Annotated in this window: 12 protein-coding genes and 2 pseudogenes; 5 read left to right on the top strand and 9 right to left on the bottom strand. The window is 64.7% G+C overall.

All coding sequences use genetic code 11. The features are described 5' to 3' along the window. The coding region (locus tag BA895_RS12485; protein WP_139142629.1) for a transposase at positions 1-290 on the top strand (290 nt) is incomplete at its 5' end. 22 nt (positions 291-312) lie between these two features. Here BA895_RS12485 and BA895_RS23545 read toward each other — a convergent pair. From BA895_RS23545 to BA895_RS12525, 8 genes and pseudogenes are all read right to left on the bottom strand, one after another. Then, a pseudogene (locus BA895_RS23545) lies at positions 313-1152 on the bottom strand (IS1634 family transposase); the annotation flags it as partial. 86 nt (positions 1153-1238) lie between these two features. Next, complete coding sequence (locus BA895_RS12495; protein ID WP_070192240.1) at positions 1239-1535, bottom strand: hypothetical protein; 297 nt, start codon at positions 1533-1535, stop codon at positions 1239-1241. 117 nt (positions 1536-1652) lie between these two features. Continuing rightward, on the bottom strand, positions 1653-2375 hold the full coding sequence (locus BA895_RS12500; protein WP_083283294.1) for a class I SAM-dependent methyltransferase: 723 nt from the start codon (positions 2373-2375) through the stop codon (positions 1653-1655). Then, a complete protein-coding gene (locus BA895_RS12505; protein WP_139142630.1) occupies positions 2362-2655 on the bottom strand; it encodes a hypothetical protein in 294 nt (97 codons plus the stop codon). The genes BA895_RS12500 and BA895_RS12505 overlap by 14 nt, the downstream gene beginning before the upstream one ends. A 1794-nt stretch (positions 2656-4449) precedes the next feature. Beyond that, on the bottom strand, positions 4450-4767 hold the full coding sequence (locus BA895_RS12515; protein ID WP_139142631.1) for a hypothetical protein: 318 nt from the start codon (positions 4765-4767) through the stop codon (positions 4450-4452). 177 nt (positions 4768-4944) lie between these two features. After that, positions 4945-5725: pseudogene (locus BA895_RS24485) on the bottom strand (transposase); the annotation flags it as partial. A 574-nt stretch (positions 5726-6299) separates the two neighbouring features. Then, complete coding sequence (locus tag BA895_RS12520; RefSeq protein WP_175442313.1) at positions 6300-6962, bottom strand: response regulator transcription factor; 663 nt, start codon at positions 6960-6962, stop codon at positions 6300-6302. Positions 6963-7000: 38 nt separating this feature from the next. After that, a complete protein-coding gene (locus BA895_RS12525) occupies positions 7001-9403 on the bottom strand; it encodes a hypothetical protein (RefSeq protein ID WP_139142632.1) in 2403 nt (800 codons plus the stop codon). A 470-nt stretch (positions 9404-9873) separates the two neighbouring features. On the opposite strand from BA895_RS12525, the gene BA895_RS12530 reads away from it, so the two are divergent. From BA895_RS12530 to BA895_RS12545, 4 genes are all read left to right on the top strand, one after another. Then, a complete protein-coding gene (locus BA895_RS12530) occupies positions 9874-11091 on the top strand; it encodes a toxic anion resistance protein (RefSeq protein ID WP_070192247.1) in 1218 nt (405 codons plus the stop codon). Between the two features lie 139 nt (positions 11092-11230). Further along, positions 11231-11743: a hypothetical protein gene (locus tag BA895_RS12535; RefSeq protein ID WP_070192248.1), complete on the top strand. Its 513-nt coding sequence runs from the start codon at positions 11231-11233 to the stop codon at positions 11741-11743. Continuing rightward, a complete protein-coding gene (locus BA895_RS12540; protein WP_070192249.1) occupies positions 11743-12306 on the top strand; it encodes a TerD family protein in 564 nt (187 codons plus the stop codon). The genes BA895_RS12535 and BA895_RS12540 overlap by 1 nt, the downstream gene beginning before the upstream one ends. Positions 12307-12863: 557 nt before the next feature. Further along, on the top strand, positions 12864-13379 hold the full coding sequence (locus BA895_RS12545) for a hypothetical protein (RefSeq protein WP_139142633.1): 516 nt from the start codon (positions 12864-12866) through the stop codon (positions 13377-13379). A gap of 1591 nt (positions 13380-14970) precedes the next feature. Here BA895_RS12545 and BA895_RS12555 read toward each other — a convergent pair. Further along, positions 14971-16227, bottom strand: coding sequence for an HpcH/HpaI aldolase/citrate lyase family protein (locus BA895_RS12555; protein WP_070192252.1), 1257 nt, complete (start codon positions 16225-16227; stop codon positions 14971-14973). Positions 16228-16402 lie beyond the last annotated feature (175 nt).

The raw sequence follows: 16402 nt of genomic DNA on the forward strand, positions 1-16402 counted from the left end.
TGGGCGAGTGCGAACCACACCTGATCCGGGCTCGGTTGTTCGACTTCTACGACGCTGCAGCGCGGGCTGACATGGACGAGACGACGCGGCTCGCGCGCACGATCGAGACGTGGTGGCCGGCTGTACTGGTCGCGCTCACCGAGGATGTGACCAACGCCCGAACGGAGGGCTTCAACCGGATCATCAAACAGACCAAACGTGTCGGGTGTGGGTTCACCAACATGGACAACTACCGAAGGCGCATCATGGTCCACATCGCCCTCACCCGAGGGCAGAGACCAGCAGCATGAATCAGGTGCCGCCCCGCTCAAATGCGGAGAGCCTACTGGCCCTGGAACCGACGATGAACCTCAGCCCGGCCTGATCGAGCTGGTACAGGTTGGTCGCCGACAGCATCCCGGCGTCAGCGGCGATGACCATGTCGGCCAGGTTGTGTCGGGCCGCGAACGCCTTCACGATCGGGATGATCGTGGTGGTCTCGGCCCGGTTGCCCTCGAAGCAGCCGATCTCTAGGGGGAACCCGTTCCGGTCGACCAGCAGCCCCACGACGATCTGCGGGTCCACGCGGCGTTCCTTGGAGAACCCGACCTTACGCAGGTCGTCCTCGTCTTCAGCCTCGAAGTACAACGTCGTCACGTCATACAAGCACAGCGACAGGTCCCCGCACGTCGCGGCATGGGCGAAGCACGCGGCCGCGATCTGGTCGCCGTACCCGCGCTCCTGGGCCCGGGCCAGAGACCGGAACATCATGCGCAGCGACGCGTGCCCGACGCCGATCTCAGCCAGTACCCGTACCGAGTCAGCCTTGGATGTCGGTTCCACGATCCGCGCCAACACCAACTGCTTGAACGAGGCGTCACCGACCACGTCGAACCCCAACCGGGTGTACGCGCCCGACAACACCTGCCACAACACGGCGCTGGCCTTCGCGGTGATCACTGCGTACCCGGCCGGCACCGCTCCCGCGCTCAGATCCAGCTCACCCTGCCCCGGGTACACCTTCCGGCGGGCCACCGCGACCAACGCGACCAGCTCGGCCTCGGTGTGCGCCGAACCCAGATGCTCGAGCACCCGGTCCCGCCCGTTCCGACGCTGCGCGATCTGCACCGCGGTCGCCCCAGAGGCCGTCCGGACCTTCCTCACGAACACCACCAGGTGAACCTACCGGCCCGATTAGTGTGTCAACCCACCACGGGTCACGGCCCTGAACTGCACAAACACCAGCCCGACCCCAAAAATCAGCAAAAGTGGCACGAGTCGGGCCAGAAGAATGAGAGGCAACGCTCCCAAGCTTGACCCCCACGACCTGAAGTCACTTGCCGCCCGGGGCCGGCACCCCACATGTGGACCAGCAGCAGCATTGCTTGCAGCGTCCCGAACACGCTGATCACCGCGCGACCCAAGGCTTTTCGGACGACGAGCATGGCGGCCGCCACGGTACTGGCGGTCATAGCCAGCGCCACCAGCACCTCCACCGCAAATAACCTGTTGCTGGGCACATACAAAATCGCCACGAAGAGGTTAGCCGCCAACATGGGGATGGTCAGGCCCAGTGCCAGCCTTCTCTCGCCTGATACGGTGCTCCTGCACCCGCCAACATCGGCGACTGTCAGCCAGAAACACCGCGTTGCCCGGTCAAGTTTGAAAGCCGATCAACCGACAGCTTCGGACGCCGACCTCTCACGGATCGCGTAAGTATTGAGGTGCACGGTGCCATGTACCACGCGAGCGTCAAGAGGTTCCCATGCCGAGCTCAGCCGGGCGTCATCAAGATGCTGGGCCAGATCTGAGGTTCTCCACCGGCGCACACGCAACGCCGCGCCGGGGACGCCGGTGATGATCCGCAAGAGGTTCGCGCGGGCGGCGCCGGCCCGGGAGCGACCCAGGCGTCGCTCGGTGCGCGAGAGAGCTTGTGGGTGGAGCCGGTCCACCGGCCAGGTCACCACGACGCGACCGAGGGGCGATGCGACTCTCATCGCCTCCAGCAGTACAGCGCTCGGGTCTTCGACTACGTGAAGCACATTGGCGAGCACGACGTTAGGGAAGGATGCGTCGGCCAACGGCAGTTGCGCCGCGTCTGCCTGCGTCACCCCGCGCACGCCATGTCGCGCCATGTGCCGGATCATCACGGGGTCAGCGTCGAGCGAGATCACCACGCGGCCGCCCTCAACGAGCTGCCGGGTGACCAGGCCAGTGCCACAGCCGACTTCGAGAACCGGGCCTTGCGGATCCAGAGCGCCAAGCACCTCGAGACCGATCTGCTCGGTCAGCGGCGAGTCCCAGATCGCGTCATAGGTACCAGCGTAGACAGACCAGTAACGTCGGCGAAGGCGCGACGCCAGTGATGCAGGTCCAGGCCGGTCAATAGACGACAAACCTACCGCCGAACATCACGTAGAGCCCATAGGCGCCGATCGCGACTCCGGCCACCATGGTGCCAGTCGGCGCGTCCTGCACGACGAAGATCATCAGGAAACCAACAAAAATTAGAACTGCGGCGTAGACGCGCAGCAGCACCCAGCCGATGCCGCGGCCGACGGTCTCTACCCCGGATACCGCCCTTCCCGCAGCGCCACCCTTCTCCTTGAGGTGCGAGAAGTACATTGACACACCAACTATGGCCGCAATGAACCCCACTCCCAAAACAACATCCATCTGTTTAGCCTCTCGCGAGCACGTTCACTTCTGAGGAAATGGAGCTATCTGCCCCGGTGAGGGAATCGGGCTAACTGCCCCGGCCGACGCCAACCTGAAGGTCCTGCAGGTTGTCACCAGAGTGACTCGGTTGGCTGCAATAGCTGCTGAGCATCGACACGTCAGCGCGATCGGACATGTCCCCCAACGGCCGGCCCCCGTTGGAGTTCTGCCATACATGGACAGCGTCCAACTGCTGAGCCGAGGAGGAGCTGACGAAGTCGGCGCATGACACGTGGTCGGCTGCCGTGCACGATTGAATGCCGAATATAGACGCGGCGATGACCGCCACCCCTCCCGCAACCAGGCGAATTCGCATCGAGGCCTGTGTCCCTTCTATGTACTCTAGGGTCTGCAGTCTTCGTCGCATTTGTTTACGACCGAAGGGTTTAATCCGACTTCAAGCACGTCGCTTCCCAGGTGCCCCGGACAGGCGAGAGATCTACCCGTTTGCAGGTTTCTGCGCAGCGGCGCCATCGAGTCAGCCTGCAACTGCAAACTGTCGTGGACGACAGCGATGTCCGTAAGTTCTCGCCTGCGAACAGGCTCGGCTGGCAACTGCGGCGCGCAACCCTGAGCCCGCAGAAGGCAATTGGTCTATGCGCCGGTTGTAGCCGCAGAAGGATGAATCCAAGATAGATCTCCTCATCACCGAGCGACAGAACTCAAGATCGACAGCCACGCTGCCAGCGCACGGCCACTGGCCGGCGGTGGAACTCTGCGACGTCGCAGGCAGACGCTAGCCGACTCAAGCCATCCCGGTGGGCGTTTTGGGGTTTCCCGGATCATGGAGATCTTCTTTACGCCGCCCCAGACTCGATTGCGGCCCAGGTTGCGTACTTGATGGGTGATCATCGCGAAGCGCATGTGGCCGAACCCGCCGAGTGGGACGGCCTGGTCCACGACAAGGTCCTCGGAGCGCTACGCCTCGCGGCACACCAGGAACCAGCCGCCGCCCGCCTCGCACAAGACGCTCTGGACGCGTTGAAGAGCCGCCAAAGCCGTCCGGGACGCGCTACCGGACGTGGTGATCGTGGCGGACAGGTTCCACCTCGTGGGCCTAGGCAACCTGCTGTTTCCGCGAATCTGGCAGCCTCTTAAGCCGTTCGGTCACCGCTTGGGCCTGGTCGTCGCGGCCCAGTCGGCGCCCACCGACATCAACTGATCTTGGGCGATCCTAAGACGTTCAACTTCACGGTAACCGTTGTATCTCCGCTTGTTGCGGAAACAGTCCCGACACCTGACTTCCCTTGGCTCGTTCTGAACTCAACATGGTGGTTTCCAGGTGTGACGGGAACACTGAGTCGGCCTTTCACCCTCAGTGCGCCGTAGGGTTGTCCGTCGACATAGACGTCTACTCTCGCAGCCCCGTTCAGCAAACTGGGTCTGACAAAGGTGAGTGTACTGTTCCCACCTGGGGCGGAAACCCCGCATCGTGGGCACGCTGCCGCCGAATCCGAAATTTCTGACTTACACTCTCGACACTGGATAAGCGCCATTTGGCATTTCCTTTCTTGGCGCTCTCGGAGAGAGTGCTCTCTTGTGGTTCAACAGGAAGCTGATGCTTCGTAACCGACGTTTCCCTCGTCGTTGGTCCGTCGAACTAAACTCGTTTTGAATACGAAGATCATCAAGGAATGTGGGCGGCAGCGCTGACTATTACTGACCGGGATCCCCCTCTGCAACGCCGACAACCCTTCACCCCAGAAGCCATTCCACCGTGGTTGCTCAGCCGCCAAGGACACAGTGGTGCCGCTATCGCGCGGCTGCACTTACGATCGCTGTGGCTTGCCGTTTGCCGGGTACCGAGATCGTGCGGCTCAATCCCCCGCCGAAGTAGATCTTCAGGAACTTCTCCTGGCCGCGACCATCCGAGACTTCGATCGAGGAGATTTGATTGTTTCGGATCACGGAGTAGTCTCCCGATTTCTCGAGCAGAAGGAGACGCCGAGATGTGACCGCGATCAATCTCTGGAACGTCGCTACTATGGCGACTAAGTCCTCATCGTCGGTGAGTACGTCACCAACGCGATCCACATCGGGCTGGCTCGCATCGAAATTTTGAAGTGCCATCTCAACTCTTTCTGCATTTGCTGGCGCTCCGAGGCGGTAGCGCCGTTTCCTCTAAATCCTAATCACGATCCGTATGAATCGGTGAGCGATTCGTCAAAGACGCTTGCATGGAGTCGGTGGACCTCCTGCTGACTGCTGACCTAACGTTGCTGGAGCCGGCGCCCAGCATTGGTCCTACGCGTCGCCCGCTAAGCTGATGGTGTGAAACGGATCCATGACCGTGACCGCGTCGGGCGGCTCCTCGGTGGTGGCGGTCTTGAACCGGTGAACCCGTCCGTCGCCACCACCTGCAACCCGTCACGCCAGGCCTGTGGGCGGCCAGCGGGCCACGCCTTGAAGGCTTGTTTGGAATGGCCCCTCGGGCATGTCCAACGGGCGGTCAGGCCCCGTCTTGGTGCGGCTTGGGGTCAGGTCGATGATCACGGTCACATACTTGTCACCATGCCTGTGTGCCGCCGCACGTGTTCGTCGACGCCAATGGTGCTGGCCCCCTCGAAGCGGGCCGGGTCGCTGATCAACACCCTCGTGCTCTCGGCCAGGACCGCGTCGTTCGTGGTGTTCACACCGCCCCAGGACCTTCCCCAAAGCGGGCCACGGTAAGATGCTGAGTAGCGGTCCCCTCCAACGCTTCCTCGCGGCCCACGGTGGGGAGAGCTTCGCCCGAGGATCGGCCGCGCGTGTGGTGTCCTTTCGCCACACGTGTCCGCACCCGCTGCACTCGCAGCGACGGTCCGTGACGTCCAGCATCCCCCCCGAAGGGTTGGTTCGCGAGCCGGCCCAAGACGCCGCCCCGCAAATCCCTGCCAACCCCAGCGGTGGCACCACTGATATGGCGCAATGGTCTGCGCGCCAAGACCGCGCGGGCGGGCTCAAGCCGCTGACAAATGGCAGGCTGGCCGAGATCGACCGAGCGGGTGAACACGGTCAGGTCAGGGCAAGCGAAGGTGCTGTCAGGCATGTCGCGGTCTTCCAGATGGGTAGCGTCAGAACTCCCATCATGCGATGCCATCGACCCCTACCCCGGGGACCGACTGGCCCACCCCTGCCACGTCCTGGTTTGTGAAGAGCCGGATCAGGGAACGTCATTCCCGCAGTACGGGCACTTGTAGGGTTCTCGATCTCCTCGCTTCTTGAAGCAGGTGTGTCCCTTGGGACAGGTTGCCTGGACGTCGTAGTTCCCGCTGGCGTTCTTTTGGGCTTCGGTTTTGAACATGTGATTCCTTTCGGTTATAGCCATGGGAACTTCCCAAGAGGCCTAAGAGGCTTAACCAATTTTCGTGGTTGAGCCAAGTACGTTAGTTCGAGCCTAGCTGAGGGCGGTGTCCGCGAGTGTCACCCGCTATGAGGATGTTCATGGCCTTGGTCCGTACTCGCGCCGCGGAGTTCGGTCACTTCTGTGTCGCCCCGGCCATTGAGGGGTGCTACCGTCGATGGCCGGTAGGGACGAACCTAGGCTTTCCAACAAATCGACGCACTCCCCACAATCGGGGGGTGGCCCGTGGGCGGTCCGCAGGGTGGCGGCTCAGGCCGGCTCAGGCTTTGTGATCGAGCCATCCCTCCTCGTCGGCTTCTCGGATGAGAGAGAGGGTGTTGGTGACGTTGCGTCCGAGGGTCATGTACTTCTCACGGACGGACTTCAGATGACTCCGCACCGTGCTCTCCTGAACGCCGAGCCGTCGCGCCACCTGTTGATGGCTAAGACCCTGATCGAGGCCCGTGAGAACTTGCGTCTCTCGCGGGGTGATGGCCGCCACGAGGGTCGGATCTGTGAGGAGGGCTTCGGCCACGATGCTCGAGCACGTGAACTCACTCTTGGCCGCCGCGACCAGCGCCTGGTACAGGGGCATCATCCCGTCGTTCTTGAGGACGAGGCCCGAGACGCCGACTGCTACGGCTCGCCGTAAGGGGACGGGGCGCTCCTCGGACGTGAACAAGATGACCGCCGAACCTGCTTCCCTCAGTCCGGGGATGGCGTCGATCGTGGGCTGGTCGTCTCTTCCCAGATAAAGGTCCAGCACGATCAGGCGTGGGGTCCATGTCGCTGCTGACAACGCTTCTAGGCCCTCGAACCCTGCACAGGGGCCGAATTGGTCCGGCCGGGTCAAGAGGTAGGCCATCACGCCCAACCGTGCTGCTTCGTGGTTGTCCACCACGGCGACGCTCCATGGTGGTTCGCCGAGGTCGAGAGATGCCATCGTAACTTTATAGTCGACCACCCGTGGCGTGGCCATCCTCATTTGTGGGGATCGGTCAGAAACAGCCACGAGACGAACTCATCCCCGCCCACCGCGGCCGACTCCAAGCCGTGGGCGCGCGACAAGCTAGCCATCTCGTCTTCGGACAACGGCGGGACGACCACGACCCGTACACCACGATCCTCACCGGTCAGGTAGGTGAGGATAACCCGTCGCGCGCCTACCCGGTCACGCACCAGTGCTTGCAGAAGGGCGCCCGCAGGTCCCTGTCCGGGGCCGGGTGGGAACCCAGGTCTGACGTCCACGACACCACCGTTCCTGCGGAACTCGGCCACCTCCTGGCGAAGATCCAGAGGGAAAAAGCCCGGCGCATACAGGTCATCACGCGTAGCCAAACTGAGCTGTGCTGCTTCTGCCCGGATGTCGGCCGCGTCGAGGTTGCTTCGTCCGCTGCTGACGGCTTCCAGCAGCGGAAGGACTGTCTCGATGGCACGGCTCAGGTACTGGTCCTTGACCTCTTCGACGGACGAGCGGCGCACGTCGGTCACCTGGGCTAGATGCACCTGGTGTCGCTGCTCCTCCACTTGCCGCCAGGAACGGCGCAGCGCCGTCCCTAAGAGCCAGCTGGTGACCGTGGTCGTGACGGCGGAGAGAAACCCCAATGAAGAGGTGAGGCTCGCGACTGGGTCACGCGCGACAACGAAACCGAGGACGGTCGCGTACGGGAGTACGAGCACGGCAAGGGCCGCGGGAGAGGTCACAAAAAACGCCAGAAGAATGAGAGGCAACGCTCCCAAGCTTGACCCCCACGACCTGAAGTCACTTGCCGCCCCGGGGCCGGCACCCCACATGTGGACCAGCAGCAGCATTGCTTGCAGCGTCCCGAACACGCTGATCACCGCGCGACCCAAGGCTTTTCGGACGACGAGCATGGCGGCCGCCACGGTACTGGCGGTCATAGCCAGCGCCACCAGCACCTCCACCGCAAATAACCTGTTGCTGGGCACATACAAAATCGCCACGAAGAGGTTAGCCGCCAACATGGGGATGGTCAGGCCCAGTGCCAGCCTTCTCTTCTCCGTCGTGAGGAAGTCGTGTCCGGTGTTCTCGTTCATCATGGTGACTTCGGACGCCAGGGGGCCTACTGGACCACGAAGAGTCCAAGTGCTCCCCGATCCGTCGCCTGAGCGCAGGGTAGCCGAACCACCCACCTCTTCCATTCTCGACATGATGGACGAGCTGATCCCCATTCCAAGGGTCGCCTCGCGCACAGAGAACCCGCTACCTCGATCACTCACTCGCACTTCGGCGCCCCCCACGGAAAAGTCGACTGTGAGCGTGGCCTCATTGACACCGGCATGGCGGCCGACGTTCCGCAGTGCCTCGCGCGCCGATAAGGCGAGTGCTCGGGCAACGCTCGGCGCGGGTGAGGGCCCAGCCAACGTGTGGGTGGATACGGTCAATGGAAGACCCTCCACGATGAGCCCTCCCAGGCCCGAGGCAGTCGCGGAAGCCTGAGGTCCGTCGACGCGAACGTGGGCGGCGTCCGCTGGGTCTATCAGCCGGTCGGCCGTGAGCTCACGGATGGCACGGGCCGCGTCGCGACATGCCTTGCGAGACGGCGCATCAACGGAGGTATTCGCGACCGCCACCGGCTCCGCCACGGACCGCAAGGCCGTGAGGACGTCATCGTGCAGCACCCTCCGAATGGTCTCTTGACTTGCGTGCTGCGCTTCGACCACGCGGGTCCGTAGCTCTGCGTCACGTAGCTGAGTCGCTAAGGCGTCGGAGGTGGTCACGGCACGGAAGAGCGCGTTCACCACCGCCCAGGCGGCCGTCAACATTCCTAACTGCAGAGCTCCCATCGTCGCCGCCGCCTGCCACCCACGCCCGCTCCACTGCAGTATCACCACGACGGAGGCGATCGTGAGACAGATCCCGAGTACGAGGGCGGGACGCCCCTGGATCGAGACCACCACCGCGAGAAGCAGGACGGCCGTTACCGCAGGTCCAACGAACTGGGCGAGAACAGAGAACGGCGCATAGAGGCTCGCCGCCACAGTGATGACCAAGAGGCCCGCGATCTCTCCCCAACTGAGGCGTCCGCGGGCGATACGGACAGCCAACACCAGTGACGCCGTGATGAGCATCAGGTCAGTGGGCAACGGTGACGTGGAGGCGCGATCGGTCAGCAAGACTGCCGCGGACAGCAAAGCAACCACACCAAGTGCGATGCCACAGACCATCGAGAGCGACCTCAAGACCATTGTTGAACTGCGACCCGAGACCTCCCGTAATGCGGGGTACTCCCTCGTCACCACGGCCATGACCTCATCCTCACACCACACAACCGAAAAGTTCGGTTGTGTGGTGTCGGCACGTTCACCAAGGCCCTCCACCCATGCCCGTGCACCAGGCCGGACCCGCTTGTACAGCCGCACGCGTTCATTTTGGTCAAGACTCTGGTGGCAATCGGGACTTCACAGCCTTGCGAACGAGACTTGGACTGCTTGACCAGTCGGGCGTCCAAGGTCCTTTCGTCATTGGTCAGCCACCTATCAGTCTCACCGGCCTGACTCCCACATCGCCCACAGGAATCTCGCCTCGACGGAAGACGAGCCAGCGCGCGATAGCCTCGACGTCATCCGGTCGAGCCGCGGGGCCGTCCGTGGGCTCCTCGTCGGCTGGGCGTTCACCTGTCAATAATGCAAACTTGATGACGGAGTTAATCATGTTGGTCTTCCGCAGGTGGAAGCGCAAAATAAATCGTGCCGGAACCGCCCCTTACCGACGGAACCGTAGCGGCCCGAGTACCCGTCGTCGTGCCTGGCCCCAGGTCGTGTCCAGATTGTTGGGGGCCAACGAAATGCCGCAAGTAACGATGGCCTGACCAACCCGAGGAGAGACCTGTATGTCCGAGCTCAACCTTGGCCCCGCCCCGGTGGCCGCCGCCGCCGTTCTCGAGCCCGGAGCTGACGCGCTAGTGCTGACCCCGCCCGCACCGGTCGCGACCGTGACGGCCGAACAAGCCGTGGCCGCCGTCCCGCTGGAGACAGCCGCGCAGACTACGCTGCGCACCAAGGCGGACGCGTTCGCCAGCGAGCTCGTCTCGCTCGACGTGAAGTCGCCGGTGTTCGCGCAGAAGCTCGCCTCGATCACATCGATGGGTGAGACCGAGCTGCGCTCGTCCGCGTCGATGTCCTCCCGGATGCTCGACCGGCCAGCGGCTGCCATGGGCAAGATCAACGACGGCGACGTCGCGACGCGGGTGTCCAAGACGCTCGTTGACCTGCGCACGACCGTGACCGAGCTCGACCCGAAACGCGCCAACCTCAACGTCTCGAAAAAGCTGCGCAAGTGGCTCCCGGGCGGCAACAGCATCAACGCATACTTCGCGAAGTACCAGTCGGCGCAGTCGCACCTGAACGCGATCATCCAGGCGCTCGCCTCCGGTGAGGACGAGCTTCGCAAGGACAACGCGGCCATCGAGACCGAGAAGCAGAACATGTGGGCGACAATGGCCAGGCTCACCGAGTACGGAGAGCTTGCTGCCGCGCTCGAGGTCTCTATCGCCGTCAAGGCCGGCACGCTCGAGGCGCAGGGTCGCGCCGAGGTGGCGGACACGCTGCGTTCCGACGCGCTCTTCGCGGTCCGCCAGCGCCGGCAGGACATCACGACGCAGATGGCGGTCAACGTTCAGGGCTATATGGCTCTCGAGCTCATCCGCAAGAGCAATCTCGAGCTCATCCGCGGCGTCGACAGGGCGCAGACCACGACTATCTCGGCGCTGCGCACTGCAGTCATCGTCAGCCAGGCCCTATCGCAGCAGAGGCTGGTCCTGGACCAGATCGACGCGCTTAACACCGTCGCCTCGAACCTCACCGAGTCCACGCCGATGCAACTGAGGACGCAGGGCGCCGCGATCCACGAACAGGCCGCCACCTCCACCATCGACGTGGTCAAGCTGCAGGCCGCGTTCGACAACGTGTTCGCGACCATGGACGCCATCGACACCTTCCGTACCCAGGCGAACGACTCCATGGCAGCGACCATCGGCGCCCTCGGGGAACAGATCCAGAAGGCTCGCCCGTACCTCGACCGCACACGCGCCAGCGAGCTGAAGGGCTGACAGCATTAGCCGGGCGCAGTCCTCAGCACTGGCCCACTCTCGTCACGTCGCTATCGCCCCCGCCCAGCTGATGCTGACCGAGGGGTGGAACGGCACACTTGGAGAGAACTTCAAACCACCCGATGAAGGAGCAGCACAGATGGCCTGGTTCAGGAGAGGGCACGAGCAACAGAACGCGCCCACCCCGGACGCCGCAGCGGCGGGCGCCGCGCCGGGCACCGACCTTAGCGCGAGCCCCGACGCCCTGCTCACGCGGGTCATGCAGCTGAACACCTTCATCAACGCGAACGCGGGCCGGCTGCCCGCAGCCGCCGTGGTCGCGGCCCGGCACCTCACCGACACCTTGCGCGAGGTCATCGACACCTCCCAGGTACATTCGCTCGACGTCTACGCGGTCATCACTGTCAAGGGCACCCTCGGGGACTATCTCCCCACGACACTGCGCAGCTACCTTGCGGTAGACCGCGACCTGCGCGACACCCCGCGCGGGGCCGGGCGGACCCCGACACAGTCGCTGCTGGAACAGATCGACGACCTCCAGACGTCTGTGTCTGCGACCCTCGTCGCAGTGCACAACCAGGACGCTGACGCCCTCATGACTCAGGGCAACTTCCTCCGTACCAAGTTCTCCCGATCGGACCTGGACCTCTGATGGCAGCCCCTATGCGGCGCGGCTCGAACGTCGCCCTCACGCGTGAAATTCCGAGCCTCGACGGGGTCGTGATCGGCGTAAAACTCTCCTCCGCCGAGCCTGTCGTGACCGATAATCTCGTCGTGGCGACCATCCTGTGCGATGAGGGCAGCCACGCACTGTCAGACGAGCACTTCGTCTTCTTCAACCAGTTGTCTACGCCGGAGTTGTCCGTGACCCAGCTGCGGGCCGCGGTCGGCGGTGACACCGAGCAGATCGAGGTTGACCTGCACGCAGTACCAACCGAGGTGTCCCGCATCGTCGTCATCGCGTATATCAACGAAGGCGTGGCCGCACGCCGGTCTCTTGGTCAACTGCGCGAAGCCAGCGTGCGCGTCCTCAACCTCGACGGGAACGCGGAATTGGTCCGGTCCGAGAACCTCGCGCCGGCCCTGTCAACGGAGACTGGCCTCGCGCTCGGTGAGCTCTACCGTCACCAGGGCGGGTGGAAGTTCAAGGTCATCGGCCAGGGCTACGACAAGGGCATCGTCGGCATGGCCGCCGACTTCGGGGTGTCCCTGTGAGCATCGGCAGCCCCGCAACGGCGCAGCCACGCATCGATCTGCCGTGGATGCGCCATCGGGCCCTGCGAAGGTCGGCCGGGACTCTTAGCGCCGCATCGACGACCGCCCCTCGCCCGCTGCCTGCGGTGGACTTCACCGCCGGTCGAGCCAAGCGCCCGTCCAGACGGACCTACAGCCCCGCGCCGGGTACTCCGAGCACGCCTTCAATCCCGACCGTGGACGGGTCACTGGACCTGTCCGCACTCGCTCCGCCCCGGGTCAGCGCACCAGTTGGCGTGGTGCCTCCCGCAACGGCGCCGCCGACACCGAAGGTCTCCACGTCGCTGGATCTCTCCGAGCCCAGCCCCCCGACGCACGCCCCCGAGTCGTCATCACCGGTCAGCCCGGCCGCGCCTGCCCACAGCTTAGACGGCACATCGCCGCTCGATCTGGCTGCGCCCACCGAGCCAGTCACGCCGACCTCCCCCGCTGGAAGCGGGCGACGCCCCGCGCGAGCTTTCGCAACCGCGCGCACCCGACGCGGAAGCGCCACAGTGCTGGACGCGGACCAGCCGACGGTGACCCTCACCCGCATCCAGTCCGGCGTGGGCGCGCTCACCTTGTCGGCCGCCTGCTCGGCCGCTGTCGGCGACGTCCGCCTCGGCTGTGCCTATCAACTCGCCTGCGAGCGATCCTCGCTCGTGCAGGCGGCTAGCGAGCTGACCCAGGCACCTGCGGCGACCCGCCGTCCTGTCATCGTGGCCGGACGCCACCGGTTCGAGACGCTTACCTTGGACTTGGCCCAGGTCCAAGACCTCGAACGAGTTGTCGTCTACCTCTACTCCGCGAGCGGGCAGACGTTGAACTGGGGTGGGACGCTCGTCATCGAGACCTTCGCCGACGCACGGGTCGAGGTCCCAATCTCTCGCCCCCCTTCCGGAGGGACCCTCGTCGCACTGTCGGTGTACAACGTCGACGGCGAACTCGTCCTGCGCAACGAGGACACCCTCATACGTGGGCCGGTCCGCGCGGCTGCGGCCGCATTCGGGTTCGACCGGATCAGCTGGCTCGATGACCACACCCCCCTCGACTGAGCAGCGCGGCTCCTGCCCCGGAGGCGCGTTCCCAACAGAACTGCCCTGTCCGGACCCTGCGACAGGACGACTCGATGGGGAGCTGACTAGGCGCGGAATGTTGACCTGACCTAGACGACCGTGACCGTGCAGTTCGCGTGGCCCCCCTTGCGGGCGGCCCGTCCGTCGTCATAAGCGCATTGCTACATGCCAACAACGAGAGGGTGCCCGCAGGCACCGACGTCGTCTTCTTCAAGCAGCCTGCCTACTTCAGCGGGGCTGTCCGCCACGTCGGAGTTGTTGCAGGAACCACCAGCCTGGAGGTCAACCAGCGAAGATACCTGCCTCCGTCGAGCGGATCGTGGTCGTCGCGCCCGCCGATGGTCGCACGATCGCCGCCGTGCAAGGGCTGCGAGCAGACAATGCAATCATGGAGACCGTCCTGGTCCCAGGCGAGATCTACCGGCGCGATGGCGCGCGGAAGTTCCGCTCAGGCGCTCATGGGTACATCGACAGGGTTGGCCGGTATCGCGAGGGACTTCGCTGCGCGGTCGATGACCCTGAGCCCGTGGCGGGGAGCGCGCTGCGGGTTGACTGGCTGAATTCCTCTGTTCTTCCGCTATGAGAACTGAGGAATGGTGCTTCAGTGGGATCTCGCTACCGCAAGACAGTGACACCGCTGCCACCGTGCGCACACGCGTCACCCGAAGGCCAAGTGTATTCCGCCGCCGTGCGTGGCGTCAGAGTCAGCCGATCCGCGACCGGTCGGGTCACCCGGCACTTCTCCATCCCCGGGACCGGTCACGCGCGGCGAGACCCCCTCGGTGGCGCCCGCAGACCCGCGGCGTCCACCAGCGGCCTCGCCGCGCCCTCCCGCGACAGCCGCGCTGCCGACACCGGCGGCCCCGAGACCGGGACTGTTCGCGCCCCGTCACCGCAGGGGAGCTTAATCAACCCGTCGTGCCGGCACCCGGGCCGGACGAGCTGGAGCCCTTACTCGGCGAGCCCCGGGAGGTACGCACCCTCACGGCTGCTCTCGAAGGTTCTTTCCAGTTTTTGATCGGCCTGTGCGACCGGTACACGGGAGTGCCTCGCATGGGCGTTCTCGCAGCCCGGACCCGTTCAGCCACCCAGGTCCGAGAAAGACCTCATCAGGACCACCACGACCGTCGAAGTCTCAGGCCGGGTGACAGCGACGCTGCCGATACACCGCACAGCTATCGCCCTCCCTGAGCTGCACCAGGACGCCGATGACCTCGATGCCGCGATCGCAACGACACGCCTACGCTGTTCTTCGCGTTGAGCTTGGTCGAAGCGGACCAGCACCGGGACGTGGTCGAGACCACTGACGGAATCAGCAAAGCCGACGACGTGTCCACGCTGCCGTGCGTGTTCCGCGGCGTCGCGCGAGCAGGAGTACCACGACGAAGGACGGGGAGGCGTTCATAAAGGCGCCGCTGTTCCAGTCGGGGTCTGCGGACGTCCTTCATCGCGCTCTCGTGGAGCCGGCCACCTCGTACCTGATTCAGAACCGGAACGCGCCGGCACGCGAGGACCTCGAGAAGATCCCAGCGGAGGGCTCACACGCTCCCGGCCTGGTAAAGGCGTTGGCTCAACCGCCTTCTTGGACCTTCCGACCCAGTTGGTTGGACTGGTCTGGCGGAGCAGGCTGGGTTGCGGTGAGCAAATCCACCACGCTGATGTCCTTATTTGCGACTCCGAACATCCTTGCACGGGTCAGCACCCTGCTCGCCCACGCGCGATGCGGGCCAGCCTCGTTCATCTTGTTCCGGTACGCCGACGCTGTCGCTCCGCCACCAGCCGTGTGCTGGGTGACGACGTCGAGCGCGTCGCTGTGCTCCTCATGGGACACGACGGACAGCGCGTGGACAGCCGGGATGTGGCTCGGGTGCACAACCGTCTTGCCGGTCAGCCCGTTCGCGCGGTCGAGGACGACCTCACGGATGAGTCCGTCGAGGTCCCGGCTGATCAACTCGTGCCTCAGGCGTGGTGCGTGGTTCTCCTCGAACAGGGTTTGACGCAGCTGCGGCTTGAAGAGGCGGTCCCGGTCGGGGAAGTACTCCCAGACGGGGCCGGTGATGGTGAAACCGGTCCCGTCGGCGCGACCGAGGACGTTGACAATATCGTAGATGACCTCGGCGACCGGGCCGACATCGTAGATCGTCAGCTCCCGGGAGCGGCGGATGCCGAGCGCGGCGCACAGGTCCGTTGCGCCGATCCGCACCGCGGGAATGATCTCGCGGTGGTGAGACAGCAGTGCTGCGACGCCCGCAAGGATCTCCGCGCGCGACTCCTGGTAGACGACTTCCGGGGACTCGATGACCGGCATGGCCAGCAGCATCTGGTCGTGGCGGCGGGACGCCTCGTGAACAGCCTCGAGGTAACGGGCGCCACTGACATCGGTGAATTTCGGCAGGACGAACCCGGCCAGGACGCCACGATGCTCCCCGAGCCCGTCCATGATCTCGCCGATCTGCTCCGGCTGCCGCACCCGGATGAAGGTCAGCGGCAGGCCGGTGCTCCCCCTCACACTGCCAACGCCGTCCGCTCGCGGCTCGCGCTCCAGGCTCGCGCCCAGCAGTCGGAGCTGCTCGATGGCATTGGCCTGTGCTCGTGGGACGTCGGCGTCGGCGATGGCGTCCTCAAGGCAGACGACCGAGCTGACAGCGCCGGCGGCACGCTGGCGGCGCAGGTCTGACGCGAGCCGCGGCCGCGTGGCTGGCATGTACAGCGTCGCGCCCAGGGCCATCCCCAGGTCCTCGACGCGTGTCTGCTCGTCGAAGCTTTGCGGGGGGTGGGCGAACAGCCGGCGCCGCTCCGTTTTAGGAAGGTGTTGGAAATGCAGCATGGACGCTCCCTTCGACGGTGGCCGACTTAGTCCGCTCCAGATGCCGCATGCGGCGCGCGGGTCCAGCCTGTGAACCCGCGAACGGTATCAACCATGTCGGCGCATGGGGGCCCTGGCCCGCCGCAACCGTCACGAACGCAAGTTTCGCTGGTCAAGTCCGGGTCGACGAGCTTCA

This window comes from Humibacillus sp. DSM 29435 (genome assembly GCF_001758225.1).
Lineage (GTDB): Bacteria > Actinomycetota > Actinomycetes > Actinomycetales > Dermatophilaceae > DSM-29435.